Genomic DNA, 15,915 nt, shown 5'->3' with positions numbered 1-15,915 from the left:
TTACAGATAAAGGAGACAACATGAGCAGTACAGCCATTTTTGACTTGAAGGACAAGATCGCGCTGGTGACCGGCGCCAGCCGCGGCATCGGTGAGGCCATCGCCAAGCTCTTGGCGCAACAGGGCGCGCACGTGATCGTATCGAGCCGCAAGGCGGAGGCATGCGAGAAAGTCGTGGCGGAAATCAAGGCCGCGGGCGGCTCGGCCGAAACCATCGCTTGCCACATCGGCGAGATGGCGCAGATCGAGGCCTTGTACCAAACCATCAGCAGCAAGCATGGACGGCTCGATATCCTGGTCAACAACGCTGCCGCCAATCCGCATTTCGGGCCGATCACCGAAACCGATGTGGGAGCTTTCCAGAAAACCGTCGATGTCAATATCCGCGGCTATTTTTTCATGTCGTCCTACGGCGCCAAGCTGATGGCGCAGAACGGCGGCGGCGCGATAGTCAATGTCGCCTCGGTCAATGGCGTCACGCCTGGCGTGTTTCAGGGCATCTATTCGATCACCAAGGCGGCGGTGATTTCGATGACTAAGTCCTTCGCCAAGGAATGCGCCGCCAGCGGCGTGCGCGTCAATGCCTTGCTGCCGGGTTTCACTGAAACCAAGTTTGCCGCCACCCTGATCGACAACCCGGCGATCCTGAAGCAGGCGCTGCAGCATATTCCGATGAACCGCGTCGCCCAGCCGAATGAAATGGCGGGCGCCGTGCTGTACCTGGTGTCGCCTGCGGCCAGCTACACCACCGGGGTTTGTTTGAATGTCGACGGCGGCTATCTGCTCAACTGATCGGGAACCAACAGGAAACCATATGAAGAATTTGCAAGGCAAGGTCGCCGTCATTACCGGCGCCGCCGAAGGCATAGGCAAAGGAATCGCCGCACGGGCCGCCGCCGAGGGTATGAAGCTGGTGCTGGCCGATATCAACGCCGCCAAGCTGGAAACAACCGTTGCCGGATTCAAAGCCATGGGCGTGGAAGTGATAGGCGTGCCTACCGACGTCGCCAGGGAAGAGCAGATAAACGCCCTGGCGGATCAGGCATTCGCCAGATTCGGCAACGTGCATTTGCTGGTGAATAATGCCGGCGTCGCAGTAGCCAAGCCGGCCTGGGAAACCAGCCAGAAGGACTGGGACTGGGTCATGGGCGTCAATTTCTACGGCGTCAGCCACGCCTTGCGCGCCTTTATCCCGCGCATGCTGGAGAACGGCGAGGAAGGCCATATCGTCAACACGGCGTCAATGGCCGGACTCACTTCGCAGCCCAGCCTGGCCAGCTATAACGCCAGCAAGCATGCCGTGGTGACGCTGTCGGAGGGTTTGCATCATGACCTGACGCTGCGCCAGTCGCACATCAAGGTATCGGTGCTGTGTCCGGGCTGGGTCAAGACCGGCATCGGCCATTCGGAACGCAACCGGGAAAATGGCGGCGACAGCGGCCCGACCGATGCTGTCGCACTCAAGGTTGGCATGTCGGTATTGAACGCGGTGCAGAACGGGATTGCGGTGACGCAGGTGGCGGACGAGGTATTCGATGCGATTGCTGCGGAGCGTTTTTATATCCTGACGCATCCGGAAATGAAGCAGGCGATCGAGGTCCGCATGCAAGATGTATTGCAGCAGCGGACGCCGACTTTACTGAAGATAACGTAGGGTGGGCAGATTTTCTGCCCACGCTGAATTAGCTCCTCGAATGATCGACGTTCCGCGTGGGCACAGGTGCCCACCCTACTCGATATCGAACTTGACACCCTGCGCCAGCGGCAGGGTGCGGCTGTAGTTGATGGTGTTGGTCGCACGGCGCATATAGGTTTTCCACGAATCGGAACCCGATTCGCGGCCGCCGCCGGTTTCCTTCTCGCCGCCGAAAGCGCCGCCGATTTCAGCGCCGCTGGTGCCGATGTTGACATTGGCCAGGCCGCAATCGCTGCCGCTGGCCGACATGAACGCCTCTGCTTCGCGCACGTCGTTGGTGAAGATGGCCGAAGACAAGCCTTGCGGCACGGCGTTGTTGAAGCGCACCGCATCGTCGAAATTATCGTAAGACAGCACATACAGGATGGGTGCGAAGGTTTCGTGATGCACGATGTCGCTTTGCCGGGGCATGCGCACCAGCGCCGGCCGTACGTAGAACGCATTGCTGCTGTCGCCCACCTGCACCCGTTCGCCGCCGGTCACCACGCCGCCTTCGGCCTTGGCTTGCGCCAGCGCGGTTTGCATGGCGTCGAAGGAGTGCTGGTCGACCAGCGGACCAACCAGGGTATCCGCCGCCAGCGGATCGCCGACCTTGACGCTGGCGTAGATGCGTTCGATGCGGCTGACCACATCCTGATAGATGCTGCTGTGGACAAACAGGCGGCGCAAGCTGGTGCAGCGCTGGCCGGCAGTGCCTACAGCGGAAAAAGTGATGGCGCGCAGGGCCAAGCTGAGGTCGGCGCTAGGCGTGACGATCATGCCGTTGTTGCCGCCCAGTTCCAGCAGGCTGCGGCCCAGGCGCTCTGCCACGGTGGTGGCGACCTTGCGGCCCATGCGCACGCTGCCGGTGGCGCTGACCAGCGGCACCAGCGGCGAAGCCGACAGCGCGGCGCCGATTTCGGCGCGGCCTAGCAACACCTGGCACAGGTTGACCGGCAGCAGGTCCGGACGCTGTTGCGAAAAGCGCGCAGCGGCTTTTTCAAACAAGGCATGCACGGCGAGCGCAACGACTGGGGTCTTTTCCGACGGTTTCCAGATCACGGCATTGCCGCAGACCAGCGCCAGCGCCGCATTCCATGCCCATACCGCAACCGGGAAATTGAAGGCAGTGATGACGCCGCACACGCCCAGCGGATGCCAGGTTTCCATCATGCGGTGGCCAGGGCGCTCGGAAGCGATGGTCAGGCCGTACAGCTGGCGCGACAGGCCGACCGCGAAATCGCAGATGTCGATCATTTCCTGCACTTCGCCTATGCCTTCGGACAGGATCTTGCCGGATTCCAGGGTCACCAGCTTGCCCAGCGGCTCACGATGCTCGCGCAGCACGTCGCCCAGGATGCGCACCAGTTCGCCGCGCACCGGCGCCGGCACCACGCGCCATTTTTCGTAGGCTTGCTGGGCATTCTTGATGGCGCTTTCGGCTTCCGCCACGGTGTGTGCGCGCAGCGAAGCTATCGCGGCGCCGTCGCGCGGCGAGCGCGAATGGAGGTCGTTGCCGGCATGCGCGGAAAAATCGAAGCCGAGTTCAGCGAAGATGGTGGAGATTTGCGTCATTGGAAAGCCTTTGTTCGGGAATTGATCTGAGCGCCGCCAACCGGATACTGCGGGCGAGCTTATAGCTTGAGTATAAGGAATAAATCGTCATTCCTTAAAATCAAAAAATATCAGAACATCATTACCTTTGATCATGCAGGGGCGTTCCTCAGGCTTCGGTCAATTCGCCCAGTATCCATTCCTGAAATTTGATCACGGCCGCCTTGCTGGCGTTTTTTTCGGGATAGGTGAGGTAATAGGATTGCGGGCTTTTGACCGCGAACGGGAAGGGCACGTGCAGCTGGCCGAGGGCGATTTCGGTTTCCACCAGGAATTTCGGCATCAGCGCCACGCCAAGGCCGGCGGCGGCGGCCTGGATCACCATCGACAATTGTTCAAAACGCGGGCCCGACAAAGCGTCCGGGCAGGCCACGCCGACATGGCTGAACCAGTCGTGCCAGGCTTGCGGCCGGGTCGTATGTTGCAACAACGTCATTTCCGGCAAGTCTTCGATACGCTTGATCTTTCGGCCCAGCTCCAGGCTGCACACTGGCAGCACCTCTTCGCCCATCAACCGCACCATGACTGCGCCGGGCCAGTTCGGCTCGCCGAAGTGGATTGCCGCATCGACTGCGCGGCTGTTGAAATCGAAAGGCAGCACTTCGGTGCTCAGGTTGAGGATCACATCGGGATGGGCGGCGGTGAATTTGGCCAGGCGCGGAATCAGCCACTTGACGCCGAAAGTCGGCAATGTTGCCAGATTGAGCACGCCGCCGGAATTCTTGTGCGCCATCACCTGGAACGTCGCCATCTCGATTTCCTTGAGGATGGCGGCGACCTGGGCCGCATATTCGGCGCCGGCGGCGGTCAGTATCAGGCGGCGGTTGATGCGTTCGAACAGTTTGACTCCAAGGTAATCCTCCAGGATGGCGGCCTGGCGGCTGACTGCGCCCTGGGTCATGTGCAGTTCGTTGGCGGCCTTGGTGAACGACAGGTGGCGCGCTGCCGTATCGAAAGCGATCAGGCAGGAGGTGGAGGGGATGAATCTGCGCATTTTTCTTGGTGCCGAGTAGGTATGTGCTGCCGTGCTTGCTGTCGAGCAGGCACTATACCAAACGCGGCGGCGCTTTTCAGCTTTACCTTCAATGCCGGTTCCAGCCTGGCTGCGCGGGGAGTCAGGCATGGGCTTTACGGCGCCGTACCGAAACGCGTCAGGCCGAGCAGTCCGGCCGGGTCGAATACGGTTTGCACCCTGGCGGCCAGCGCCTGCGATTCAGGTGCCGTGTAGCGTTCATAGAACTCCTGGTTGAACGGTCCGACCCCATGTTCGGCGCTGAAGCTGCCGTAATATTTATGGACCGCCAGGTCGTAGATTTCCTGGCGCAGGGCATGGATGCGCTGCGGCGGATAGTCGTCGGCCAGGTGCGGCGGCAGCACCAGGTTGAAATGCAGGCCGCCGTCGCCCCAGTGGCCGAAGTCATATACCTTGACGCCGGCATAAGACTGCTCCAGCAGCGCGATCGCTTCATCGCGGAAGAGGGCCAGTTTCGAGCGCGGCACGGCGATGTCGAAAGCGATTACCTTGCCTTCCTGGCGCACGCTGTCGGTGATGGCATGGCGGATGCGCCACAGGACTTCGGGTTTGTCGATCACCGCGTCCAGGATCAGGTCGCCGAAACAGGCTTCGAGCCAGGCGCCGAACAGCTTTTCCAGGTCGAAATCGGCGCTGCGCGGCCGCGCGCTGCTCAGTTCGATCAGGAAAACATAAGGCGGCAGCGGCTCGAACGGCGCTTGTATCGAAGGGATGTGCTGCAATACGGCTTGCATGGCATTGTGCGAGATACCCTCGAACGCGCTCAGGAAATCCGAGAAATTGCGTTCGGCGTCGCGCAGCAGCAAGGCGGCAGCCTGCAGCGAGGCAGGAACAACCAGCGCCGTGGCGCATTGCTGCGGCAGCGGATGCACTTGCAGCAGCGCCTGGGTGATGATGCCGTAGGCGCCGCCGCTGCCGATGAAATTCTGTTTCCAGTCGGGGCCGGTATTGTTTTTCCTGAGGCGGTTGGTGAGGTCCAGGCGCTGGCCTGGCGGATCGATCAGCAGTGCTTCCAGTCCCAGCACGTTATGCCGCACGTCGCCGTAGCGGATCAGGCGCGCGCCGCCGGTATTGGCGGCCAGCATGCCACCGATCGACGGATCGGCCGCCAGGTCGATCGGGAAGTACAATTCATGCTGCTTGAGCGCCTGGTTCAGGTCGGACAGGCGGGTGCCGGCATAGGCTTGCACCACGCGGTCGACCGGATCGATGTCTGTCACGCCCTTGATGCGCTCCATGCTGAGCACCACGTCGAGGCCGGAACGATCCGGCGACGACGCGCCGACCAGGCCGGTATTCGCGCCCTGAGGGATGATGCGGATTTTTTCGCTGGCGCACAGGCGCATCAGCTCGGCTGCTTCGTCGACGCTGGCCGGGCGTGCGATGCACAGGCTGCGGCCGTCGCCGTAGCGCGCGCCCTTTTCGTAGGGCTGGCGCTGGTCGGGGGCGAGCAGGCAGCCTTGCGGCCCGAGCAGGTCGCTGATGTGTTGCCGGATCAGGCTGGTATCGTCCATGTCTGCCTTCAGCAGGATGCGGCGTTGGATGAGGCGGTCATTTTGAAGATGCCCTGGGCGTTGCCGCTGTCAAAAGTCAGGTCCAGCTTTTCTTGCCGGGTTTCCTCGTCCAGGTAGCGGTCGCGTGAAATGAATTCGTAAAACGAGCCCGGCACCTTCATCTCGACCATGACGCCGTTGTCGTCGCGCATCGGGCGCGTCACGGTGCTGGCGCGGAAAGCGGTCTGCCGCACCCGGCCGTTGCGCGACACTTCGATCTTTTCCTTGATGGCGCGGCCCAGTGCGCGTTGCGCGTCGGCTACCTGTTCCACATTGGCGACGCGGTCGGTGGCGTGGTTGAAGGCGTTGCCCTCGGTCGAAATCCAGGCCATTTCGGCCGATTCAGCCAGCAAGACCTGGTATTCGGCGATGCTGGGCAGGGCATGCTGGCGGTCGAAGCAGGCCACCAGCACCGGCAGCAAGGCCAGCGCATCGGCCAGCGGCAAGCTCTTGTCGTTGCCGAGCTGTTGCAGGAGCTGCGCCGAGTGCGCATCGACAGGATCTTGCGAGGTCGACAAGACCTTGTTGACGGTGGCCTGGAATTCGCTGGAGAAATGATGCGGGTGCAGTTCGCTCAGGAAGAATTGGGCGATTTCCTCGGCGTCGTCTTCATGCGCGTAGGCGCGGCCGGTCATGCTGATCCGCTGCAAAGGATAGACGCCGTTCACGTGGTAGCCCAGCGGCCGGAGGATACGGGTGAAGGCAGCCTCGCCGGCCGGCAGGGTGCCGGTGCTGATGCCCAGCACGGTGCGCAAAGCGCCATGGTCGAAGCGGATCTTGTTGCCGGCGCGCACCGAGTCCTGCACATAGTCATTTCCTTGTGGGACGGCTTTCAGCAGTTTCTCGAACAGCAGCATGTTCAGCGCCTGTGCGATTTCGATGCGGGAAACCGTATCGGCGCGCGGCCGCAGGGTGCTGGCCGGGATCTGCAGCAGATCGGATAGTTGATTGGCATGCTCGGCGCCCAGCAGCGACGTCAGCATATATTGCAGGTTGGTGGAGGACATGCGCGCTCTCTATCGGGGGAGGATAGGCGCAGTGTAAATTTGATTTGAAGCTGGATAAAACGATTAATACTGATGCATCAATGCGTTTTTCTCATGATCCCAACGCCGCCTCTGCCAGCCTACTGCGCGGGGCAATCTTGGGGTTTGCGATGCTCACTGTACTTTCGTACAGCTGCGCTTCTCAACCCCAACCTTGTCCCGCTCGCTACGGCTGGCAGAGGCGTCTTGCTTTTCTTTTATTGAAATAAAAAAGGGGGAGCAGAGCTCCCCCTTTTTGAACACGCCAGGAATTCAACCTATACGGCAGTTTAGTAACCGATAGCAGCGCCGGCAGGGCGGCGTGTATCGTTGGCGCCGTAATACAGGCCCGGACGGACCGCGCCCGATACGCCTGCATCGTTGCCCGAGCTGGCGCCGGCGACGCCGGCTGCGCCGGGCAGGCCGATCATGATCAGCTCAGCCGCCCCCCAAGGGGTTTGCTCTTTCATCTTGTAGCCCATGCCATCCAGGATTTTCAGGGTATCCGGCGACAGGCCGCGGGTTTCGTAGTAGACCTCGTCCGGCAGCCATTGGTGGTGGATGCGCGGCGCATCGACCGCTTCCTGCGGCGCCATGCCGTAGTCGATCACGTTCAGGGCCGTTTCCAGGGTGATGGTGATGATGCGCGAACCGCCTGGCGAGCCAAGCACCATGTAGGTCTTGCCATCCTTGGTGACCAGGGTCGGCGCCATCGACGACAGCGGACGCTTGCCCGGAGCGATCGAGTTGGTGGCGCCTTGCACCAGGCCGAACAGGTTCTGCACGCCGGCCTTGACGGTGAAGTCGTCCATTTCATCGTTGAGGAAGAAGCCGGTGCCCGGCGCAATCACGACGGCGCCGAAGCGGCCGTTGATGGTGTAGGTGGTGGACACCGCATTGCCGTCCTTGTCGACGATCGAATAATGCGTGGTTTCCGGTTTTTCATGCGGCGCCATGCCGGGCTGCACTTCTACCGACGGCGTGGCTTTGTCGGCGGCGATTTTCTCTCGGATGGAGGCTGCGTATTCCTTGCTCAGCAAGCGCTCCAGCGGATTCTTGACGAACGCCGGGTCGCCCAGGAAAGTATTGCGGTCCATGTAGGAATGGCGCATCGCTTCGGTCATGTAATGCACCGCCGACGCTGAGTGGAACCCGAGCGCCCTCATGTCGTAGCCCTCGAGGATGTTGAGGATCTGGCACATGGTGGCGCCGCCCGAGCTGGGCGGCGGCGCGGAGACGAACACATAGCCGCGGTAATTGCACGACAGCGGCGCGCTTTCGCTGATCTTGTAGCCGGCGAAATCGGCTGCGGTGATGATGCCGCCGCCAGCCTTGGCAGCGCGTTCCACCGCGGCCGGGATCGCGCCTTTGTAGAAGGCGTCAGGGCCGTTGCGCGAAATCGCTTCCAGCGTCTTGGCCAGGTCCTTTTGCACCAGGCGGTCGCCCGGCTGCAGCGGCGTGCCGTCGCGGCGCAGGAACAGGCGCGCTGCTTCCGGGTCCTTCTTGAACTGGGCGATGGTGGTGTCGAGGATGTCGGTGTCGCCGCGGTTCAGGATGTAGCCGTCGCGCGCCAGCTTGATCGCCGGCTGCATCACCTGAGCGCGGGTCAGCTTGCCGTATTTGCGTTGCGCACTGTCGAGTCCCAGCACGGTGCCCGGCACGCCGGCCGCCAGGTAGCCGAACAGGCTGGCGTTGGTGATCGCCTTGCCGTTAGCGTCCAGGTACATGTTGGCGCTGGCCGCGGCCGGCGCCGTTTCGCGGAAATTGATGAAGGTATCGCGGCCGTCGGCCAGGTGGATGGTCATGAAGCCGCCGCCGCCGATATTGCCGCAGCAGGGATTTACCACCGCCTGCGCATAACCGACCGCTACCGCCGCATCGACCGCGTTGCCGCCCATCTTCAGGATGTCGACCCCGACCTGCGACGCCAGGTGCTGCGAAGTCACCACCATGCCGTTCTTCGCCTCGACCGCAGGTGCGGACGCTGCCTGGACCGTGCCCAGCAAACCCAGCAGCAGCGCCGACGCCGCCAATGGTTTCATCCAATATGTAATACGCATACCTTCTCCCCGTTTATTAGTGGGCAAGCCGCTTGCCCCTGTCTCGAAATATGGCGCATTGCCCGGCGGCCGACTGGCGGCCGAAGCAAAATGTGCGTCACGATTATTGCATCCTCTTGCGCATCCGGCATCCTTTTTACTTTTCCTGATGACGATATGCGTAATAAGCATGAAATGCGCCCGATGTTTCTAAGCCCTGGCAATAAGATTCGTAATAAGTCCGTACCTAAAACGTGATTTTTTACAGGGGATTTAGGGCGATTCGCATCGCCGGCAGAGATTTCTGCACATACAATATGCATCAGGCTTTTAAAAATTTGCGACAGTGCTTGCATAAATCACTGTTTTTTTATACAGTACTACCTGAAGCTCTAGCTCAGGTCCTGAATCATTCACCATTATCACTCACCATTTTTGCCGAAAGAACAACCATGGACGATAAAAAATCCGCACCCAATCCGGATAAAAGCAAGGCCCTTGCCGCGGCCTTGGCGCAGATCGAAAAACAATTCGGCAAAGGTTCGGTCATGCGCATGGAAGACGGCGCCGTGGTCGAAGAAGTGCAGGTTGTCTCGACCGGTTCGCTCGGCCTGGACATCGCGCTGGGCGTGGGCGGCCTGCCGCGCGGCCGGGTGGTCGAGATCTACGGTCCGGAATCTTCCGGTAAAACCACGCTGACCCTGCAAACCATCGCCGAAATGCAGAAGCTGGGCGGCACTTGCGCGTTCATCGATGCGGAACATGCGCTGGACGTCGGTTATGCGCAGAAGCTGGGCATCAACCTGTCCGAGCTGCTGATTTCGCAGCCGGACACCGGCGAACAGGCGCTGGAAATCACCGATGCGCTGGTGCGCTCGGGCGGCGTCGACCTGATCGTGGTCGACTCGGTGGCGGCGCTGACGCCGCGCGCCGAAATCGAAGGCGACATGGGCGATTCCCTGCCTGGCCTGCAAGCGCGCCTGATGTCGCAAGCGCTGCGCAAGCTGACCGGCAGCATCAACCGCACCAACACGCTGGTGATCTTCATCAACCAGATCCGCATGAAGATCGGCGTCATGTTCGGCAATCCGGAAACCACCACCGGCGGCAACGCGCTGAAGTTCTACGCTTCGGTGCGGCTGGATATCCGCCGCACCGGTTCGATCAAGTCGGGCGATGAGGTGATCGGCAACGAAACCAAGGTCAAGGTCGTCAAGAACAAGATCGCGCCGCCGTTCAAGGAAGCGCATTTCGACATCCTGTATGGCGAAGGCACATCGCGCGAAGGTGAAATCCTCGATCTCGGCTCCGACGCCAAGATCGTTGAAAAATCGGGCGCCTGGTACAGCTACAACGGCGAACGTATCGGCCAGGGTAAGGACAATGCCCGTACCTACCTGAAAGAACGGCCGGAACTGGCGCGTGAAATCGAAAACAAGGTGCGTGCTTCGCTGGGTGTGCCGCTACTGGGCGAGATCAAGTCGGACGGCGGCGACAAGGCGGCGGAAAAAGCCGCTGCCAAGGCAAGCAAGGCTGCTGCCAAGGCTGAAGAGCCGGTTTAATAGACTTCGCCTTTAGCGATGTCCGCCGGCCCCGTTCGGCAAACGCCTTTCATACATATCCGCCGGATGGATTGTTGAAAGGCGTTTTAGTTTTCGGGCAGGTATTTAGAACTACAGGAAGCTGCCATGGCAAAACCACAGATCAGTCTCAAGGCCAGGGCGCTGCGTTATCTGTCGGCGCGCGAGCACAGCCGCCTGGAGCTGGCGCGCAAACTGGCCCGTTATGCGCAGGAAGGCGACGATATCGAAGCCTTGCTGGATACGCTGGAGGCGGCAAAACTCCTGTCGCAGGCGCGTTTTTCCGAATCCTTGATTCACAGGCGTGCCCATCGTTACGGCAACAGCCGCATCCTGTCGGAACTGCAAAGCCACGGCATCGATGCCGATGCGCTGGTAGACATCAAGGCCGGCCTGGCCAGCGGCGAAATCGCCCGCGCGCGCGAAGTCTGGCGCAAGAAATTCAAGCAAGTCCCGGCCAGCGCCGAAGAGCGCGCCAAGCAGATGCGTTTCTTGCTGCAGCGCGGATTTTCTCATCGAGCGATACAGGCGGCGGTGAAAGGTGGCGGCGATGATGACAGCGACGGCGAAGGTTACTGAGTCCGGGGCAGTGTTTTCCACCGTGTTTCCGCTCCGTTTTCCCTGCTGATTTGAATGGTGGTGACCGGCAGTGGCTATTTTGCAACGGCCCATCAAAATCGCTAAGCCCGCCAAGCTGTGCTACACTTTTGGGGTTTTTTGCAAACCGCAGGAGCGGCAGTTACCATAGAAACTGTGGTAACGACACGCAAATCAGTCCACCATTATGTCTCTGACACCTTCCATTTCCCGCCGAGCGTTGAAGCACACCCGCGCGATTCAGATCGACGCGTTCGTACGTGACGACGACCTATGGGAAATCGACGCCCATGTTACCGATACCAAACCCTTCGATCTTCCTTTGCCAGCCGGCAATTTACCGGCAGGCCAGCCCCTGCACAGCCTGTGGCTGCGGCTGACGCTCGACCGCCAGTTCGTGATCGTCGAGGTCGAGGCGAATTCCGAAGCGGTGCCGTATCGCGGCCATTGCAACACCATCGAACCTGATTACAAGAAATTGATCGGCTTGAGCCTGGTCAAGGGTTTCCGCCACGCTCTGAGAGAGAATATCGGCGGCGCGCTCGGCTGTACCCATCTGACCGAGTTGGCGCAGATATTGCCGACCGCTGCATTACAGGCTTTCGGCGGCGAGATCAATCGCGCTGCCGACCAGAAGCCGCCCCAGCTTGATCGCTGCCATGCTTTACGTAGTGAAGGCGCAGTTGTCGCCAAATATTATCCGAAGTGGGCAATCAGCCCTCCCGCAGGAACCGACACCGAGTCTGATTTAGAATCGCCGCATTTAGAAACACCGCATTTAGAACCGTCGCATTAGAACCGTCGCATTAGAACCATCGCATTTAGAGCCATCGCATTTAGAGCCATATTTATCCAACCAAGCAATTTCATTCAATTAAGTGTCAGAAGGGAAGCTCGTATGAAGATCCATGAGTATCAGGGTAAGGAAATTCTCCGTCAGTTCGGAGTGACAACACCGCGTGGCATCCCGTGCCTGAACGTCGATGACGCGGTCAAGGCAGCGGAAACCCTGGGCGGTTCGGTTTGGGTCGTCAAAGCCCAGATCCACGCCGGCGGTCGCGGCAAGGGCGGCGGCGTCAAGGTTGCCAAGTCGCTGGAACAAGTGCGCGAATACGCCAGCCAGATCCTCGGCATGCAGCTGGTCACGCACCAGACCGGCCCTGAAGGCCAGAAAGTCCGTCGCCTGTTGATCGAAGAAGGCGCAGACATCAAGCAAGAACTGTACGTCAGCATGGTCACCGACCGTGTCAGCCAGCGCGTGGTGCTGATGGCATCCAGCGAAGGCGGTATGGACATCGAAGAAGTCGCAGCCAGCCACCCTGAAAAAATTCATCAAGTCGTCATCGACCCGGCTACCGGCCTGACCGATGCTGAAGCTGACAGCATCAGCACCCTGATCGGTGTTCCTGCCGGTTCGATCGCCGATGCGCGCGTCCAGTTGCAAGGTCTGTACAAGGCTTACTGGGATACCGATTGCTCGCTGGCCGAAATCAATCCGCTGATCGTCACCGGTTCCGGCAAGGTCATCGCCCTGGACGCCAAGTTTAACTTCGACGCCAACGCCCTGTTCCGCCATCCTGAAATCGTCGCCTACCGCGACCTGGACGAAGAAGATCCAGCTGAAATCGAAGCTTCGAAATTCGACCTGGCTTACATCTCGCTCGACGGCAATATCGGTTGCCTGGTAAACGGCGCCGGCTTGGCCATGGCCACCATGGACACCATCAAGCTGTTCGGCGGCGAACCTGCCAACTTCCTCGACGTTGGCGGCGGCGCAACTGCTGAAAAAGTCACTGAAGCATTCAAGATCATGTTGAAGAATCCAGGCCTGAAAGCCATCCTGGTCAACATCTTCGGCGGCATCATGCGCTGCGACGTGATCGCTGAAGGCGTCATCACTGCATCCAAGGCCGTTTCGCTGCAAGTGCCGCTGGTGGTCCGCATGAAGGGCACCAACGAAGAAATCGGCAAGAAAATGCTGGCCGACTCCGGCCTGCCGATCATCGCGGCGGACAGCATGGAAGAAGCGGCGCAGAAGGTTGTTGCTGCGGCTAACGGTAAATAAGTAAATAACTAGGAACAACTATGTCGATCCTGATCAACAAAGACACTAAAGTCGTCACCCAAGGCATTACCGGCAAGACCGGCCAATTTCACACCCGCGGCTGCCGCGACTACGCAAACGGCAAGAACGCGTTTGTCGCTGGCGTGAATCCGAAAAAAGCCGGCGAAGATTTCGAAGGCATCCCGATTTTCGCTAACGTTTCCGAAGCCAAGGCCGCCACCGGCGCCAACGTTTCGGTGATCTATGTGCCGCCAGCAGGCGCGGCAGCAGCGATCTGGGAAGCCGTCGAAGCCGAACTCGACCTGGCCATCTGCATCACTGAAGGCATTCCTGTACGCGACATGCTGGCGTTGAAAGACCGCATGGCAAAAGCTGGCAGCAAGACCTTGCTGCTCGGACCTAACTGCCCAGGCCTGATCACGCCGGACGAAATCAAGATCGGCATCATGCCGGGCCACATCCACAAGAAGGGCCGCATCGGCGTGGTTTCGCGCTCCGGCACCCTGACTTATGAAGCAGTCGGTCAGCTGACCGCACTGGGCCTGGGCCAGTCATCGGCAGTCGGCATCGGCGGCGATCCGATCAACGGCTTGAAGCACATCGACATCATGAAGATGTTCAATGACGATCCTGACACAGACGCGGTCATCATGATTGGCGAAATCGGCGGTCCGGACGAAGCGAATGCCGCTTATTGGATCAAGGACAACATGAAGAAGCCGGTGGTCAGCTTCATCGCCGGCGTTACCGCTCCTCCGGGCAAGCGCATGGGCCATGCCGGCGCGCTGATCTCGGGCGGCGCCGACACTGCGCAAGCCAAGCTGGACATCATGGAAGCGTGTGGCATCACCGTCACCAAGAATCCATCGGAAATGGCGCGTTTGCTGAAAGCGATGCTGTAATCGTCGCTGGCTAGCAGGGCAGGCGCTTATCGTATAGACGATTACCTGCCCGGACTATGAAAAGGGAGCTTCGGCTCCCTTTTTATTGCCGCGCACAACCGGGCCGGATTACAGGTGTCGCATCCAGGAGCAGGGCGGCCGCCGACTTTGCAATTTGTCTTGCCGTCCCCAGCAGAACCAAGGAAAATACTTGTAACTAGGCAATCGTCTGATCTGCCATAACTTTTTATCGTGTCTCGACATATGCCGCTTGAGTTTGCCGCCAAAACGGATATTGGTATGGTGCGAGTACAAAACGAAGACACCGTCGTGGTCGACGATGTCCTGCAGCTGGCGATCCTGGCCGACGGCATGGGCGGCTACAACGCCGGTGAAGTCGCCAGCAGCATCGCCACCGTCGCCATCCAGGAAGAAATCGAAAGCCAACTGCAGGAGTACCGCCGCCTGCAGAAGCCGGAAGCCGAGCTGCCGACGCGCCTGTGGCTGATGCAGGCCGTGCGCCAGGCCAACAGCACCATCATCAACGCCGCCCGCCGCGAGCCGGAATACCGCGGCATGGGCACCACCCTGGTGGTAGCCTGGTTCGCGCCGCAGGGCAGCGTCAGCATCGCCCATGTCGGCGATTCGCGCGCGTATCGCATCCGCGACGGTTTGCTGGAACAGCTGACGCGCGACCACTCCCTGCTGCAGGAACAGATCGACGCCGGCCTGATCCGCGCCGAAGACGCGCAATTCGCTAACAACCGTAATATTGTTACACGTGCCGTCGGCATCGATTACCAGCTGGTGGTGGAAGTTCATCAGCATCAGGTGGCGGCCGGCGATCTTTATTTGCTGTGTTCGGATGGATTGTCGGACCGGATCGGCGACGAGGATATCTTCAATATTGTCAGCGACGCCCAGGGCGACCTGAAGATGGCATGCACCATGCTTATCAATGCTGCCAACCAGTCGGGCGGACAGGACAATGTGTCGGTGATCCTGGTCAGCGTGCCGGATAACGGACAGGCTGGCGAATAAGCCGGCGCCCGATATAAATCCCGGATTTTGAGTGTCATTGCCCCGAAACAACATTAAACTGGGGTTTGTGGAAGTATGTGAAACCGGATATACCAGTAGCTGCGGACGTGGCCGGATCTGCAGCTTGCTTTTAAATTAACTTACAGATAGCGTTTCCCGAAAGAGATAGGAATGGCGAAGATCATCCTGACCAAAGGCGGCACCGTGATACAAGAGATGACGCTCACCAAAGAGCGCACCACCATCGGCCGCCGCGCCCACAATGACATGGTCATTGATAACCTTGCCATCAGCGGCGAACATGCGGTCATCATTACTATCTACAACGATTCGTTCCTGGAAGATCTCAACAGCACCAACGGCACCCAGGTCAACGGTCATCCGGTCACCAAACATTTCCTGCAGCATAACGATGTGATCCAGATGGCCAGGTACAAGCTGTTGTATCAGGTTGATACGGATGAGGAAATCAAGGACAACCGGCCGAAGATGTTTCCTGTGCCGCGGCCGGATGCCACTATTACTGTGCTGGATGGGCCTAGTGCCGGTAAGGAGATGTTGCTGACCAAGGTGTTGACTACTATTGGGCGTCCCGGCATTCAGGTTGCCATAGTCACGCGTCGGCCGCATGGCTATGAGCTGACTCATGTCGAAGGACAGACTTATACCCGGGTCAACGATACACCGCTGAGCTCGGGAGCACGGGCGCTTAAGGATGAGGATGTGATTGATATTGCAGGGACTTTGATGAAATTTTCCTGGAAGGCTGTTTAAAAATGCTGGCAGACGCAGTATCCGGTCGGATTTAAGATG

General features: G+C 59.7%; 15 protein-coding genes. 9 read left to right on the top strand and 6 right to left on the bottom strand.

All coding sequences use genetic code 11. The annotated features are described in order from the left end of the window. Positions 1 to 20 precede the first annotated feature (20 nt). Entirely contained in the window at positions 21 to 791 is a 771-nt protein-coding gene (locus tag CFU_RS19880; protein ID WP_014007787.1) for an SDR family oxidoreductase, read from the top strand. A 22-nt stretch (positions 792 to 813) separates the two neighbouring features. Further along, entirely contained in the window at positions 814 to 1,653 is an 840-nt protein-coding gene (locus tag CFU_RS19875) for an SDR family NAD(P)-dependent oxidoreductase (RefSeq protein ID WP_041742515.1), read from the top strand. A 75-nt stretch (positions 1,654 to 1,728) separates the two neighbouring features. On the opposite strand, the gene CFU_RS19870 is transcribed toward CFU_RS19875, so the two are convergent. From CFU_RS19870 to CFU_RS25305, 6 genes are all read right to left on the bottom strand, one after another. After that, entirely contained in the window at positions 1,729 to 3,249 is a 1,521-nt protein-coding gene (locus CFU_RS19870) for an L-piperidine-6-carboxylate dehydrogenase (protein WP_014007785.1), read from the bottom strand. Positions 3,250 to 3,397: 148 nt separating this feature from the next. Next, positions 3,398 to 4,282, bottom strand: a complete 885-nt coding sequence (gene gcvA / locus CFU_RS19865) for a transcriptional regulator GcvA (protein ID WP_041742514.1) — start codon at positions 4,280 to 4,282, stop codon at positions 3,398 to 3,400. A gap of 134 nt (positions 4,283 to 4,416) precedes the next feature. Further along, entirely contained in the window at positions 4,417 to 5,835 is a 1,419-nt protein-coding gene (locus tag CFU_RS19860) for an FAD-binding oxidoreductase (RefSeq protein WP_014007783.1), read from the bottom strand. An 8-nt stretch (positions 5,836 to 5,843) separates the two neighbouring features. Beyond that, on the bottom strand, positions 5,844 to 6,881 hold the full coding sequence (locus tag CFU_RS19855; RefSeq protein ID WP_014007782.1) for a DUF1338 domain-containing protein: 1,038 nt from the start codon (positions 6,879 to 6,881) through the stop codon (positions 5,844 to 5,846). A 308-nt stretch (positions 6,882 to 7,189) separates the two neighbouring features. Next, complete coding sequence (ggt, locus tag CFU_RS19850; RefSeq protein WP_238531512.1) at positions 7,190 to 8,941, bottom strand: gamma-glutamyltransferase; 1,752 nt, start codon at positions 8,939 to 8,941, stop codon at positions 7,190 to 7,192. Continuing rightward, positions 8,938 to 9,294 carry a hypothetical protein gene (locus tag CFU_RS25305; RefSeq protein WP_238531352.1) on the bottom strand — a complete coding sequence of 119 codons (357 nt, stop codon included), beginning with the start codon at positions 9,292 to 9,294 and terminating at the stop codon, positions 8,938 to 8,940. Before CFU_RS25305 ends, ggt begins: the two co-directional genes overlap by 4 nt. A gap of 96 nt (positions 9,295 to 9,390) precedes the next feature. Between CFU_RS25305 and recA the strand changes: the two genes are divergently transcribed. The 7 genes from recA (at position 9,391) to CFU_RS19815 (ending at position 15,876) form a co-directional block, all read left to right on the top strand. Beyond that, a complete protein-coding gene (recA, locus tag CFU_RS19845; protein WP_014007780.1) occupies positions 9,391 to 10,500 on the top strand; it encodes a recombinase RecA in 1,110 nt (369 codons plus the stop codon). Positions 10,501 to 10,626: 126 nt separating this feature from the next. Next, the gene (gene recX, locus CFU_RS19840; RefSeq protein ID WP_014007779.1) at positions 10,627 to 11,097 is read left to right on the top strand and encodes a recombination regulator RecX; all 471 of its coding nucleotides are present in this window, start codon (positions 10,627 to 10,629) and stop codon (positions 11,095 to 11,097) included. Between the two features lie 205 nt (positions 11,098 to 11,302). Beyond that, positions 11,303 to 11,911, top strand: coding sequence for a DUF2889 domain-containing protein (locus CFU_RS19835; RefSeq protein WP_014007778.1), 609 nt, complete (start codon positions 11,303 to 11,305; stop codon positions 11,909 to 11,911). Positions 11,912 to 12,013: 102 nt separating this feature from the next. Next, a complete protein-coding gene (gene sucC / locus CFU_RS19830) occupies positions 12,014 to 13,180 on the top strand; it encodes an ADP-forming succinate--CoA ligase subunit beta (RefSeq protein WP_014007777.1) in 1,167 nt (388 codons plus the stop codon). A gap of 20 nt (positions 13,181 to 13,200) precedes the next feature. Next, complete coding sequence (sucD, locus tag CFU_RS19825; protein ID WP_014007776.1) at positions 13,201 to 14,082, top strand: succinate--CoA ligase subunit alpha; 882 nt, start codon at positions 13,201 to 13,203, stop codon at positions 14,080 to 14,082. Positions 14,083 to 14,361: 279 nt separating this feature from the next. Continuing rightward, positions 14,362 to 15,102 (top strand): Stp1/IreP family PP2C-type Ser/Thr phosphatase, encoded by a 741-nt coding sequence (locus CFU_RS19820; RefSeq protein WP_238531351.1) that lies wholly within the window; start codon positions 14,362 to 14,364, stop codon positions 15,100 to 15,102. 171 nt (positions 15,103 to 15,273) lie between these two features. Next, on the top strand, positions 15,274 to 15,876 hold the full coding sequence (locus tag CFU_RS19815) for an FHA domain-containing protein (protein WP_014007774.1): 603 nt from the start codon (positions 15,274 to 15,276) through the stop codon (positions 15,874 to 15,876). The last annotated feature ends 39 nt before the right edge of the window (positions 15,877 to 15,915 follow it).

This window comes from Collimonas fungivorans Ter331, from assembly GCF_000221045.1.
GTDB lineage: Bacteria > Pseudomonadota > Gammaproteobacteria > Burkholderiales > Burkholderiaceae_D > Collimonas > Collimonas fungivorans_A.
Note: the sequence above shows the minus strand (reverse complement) of the source record. Positions and strands in the feature narration are given on the sequence as shown.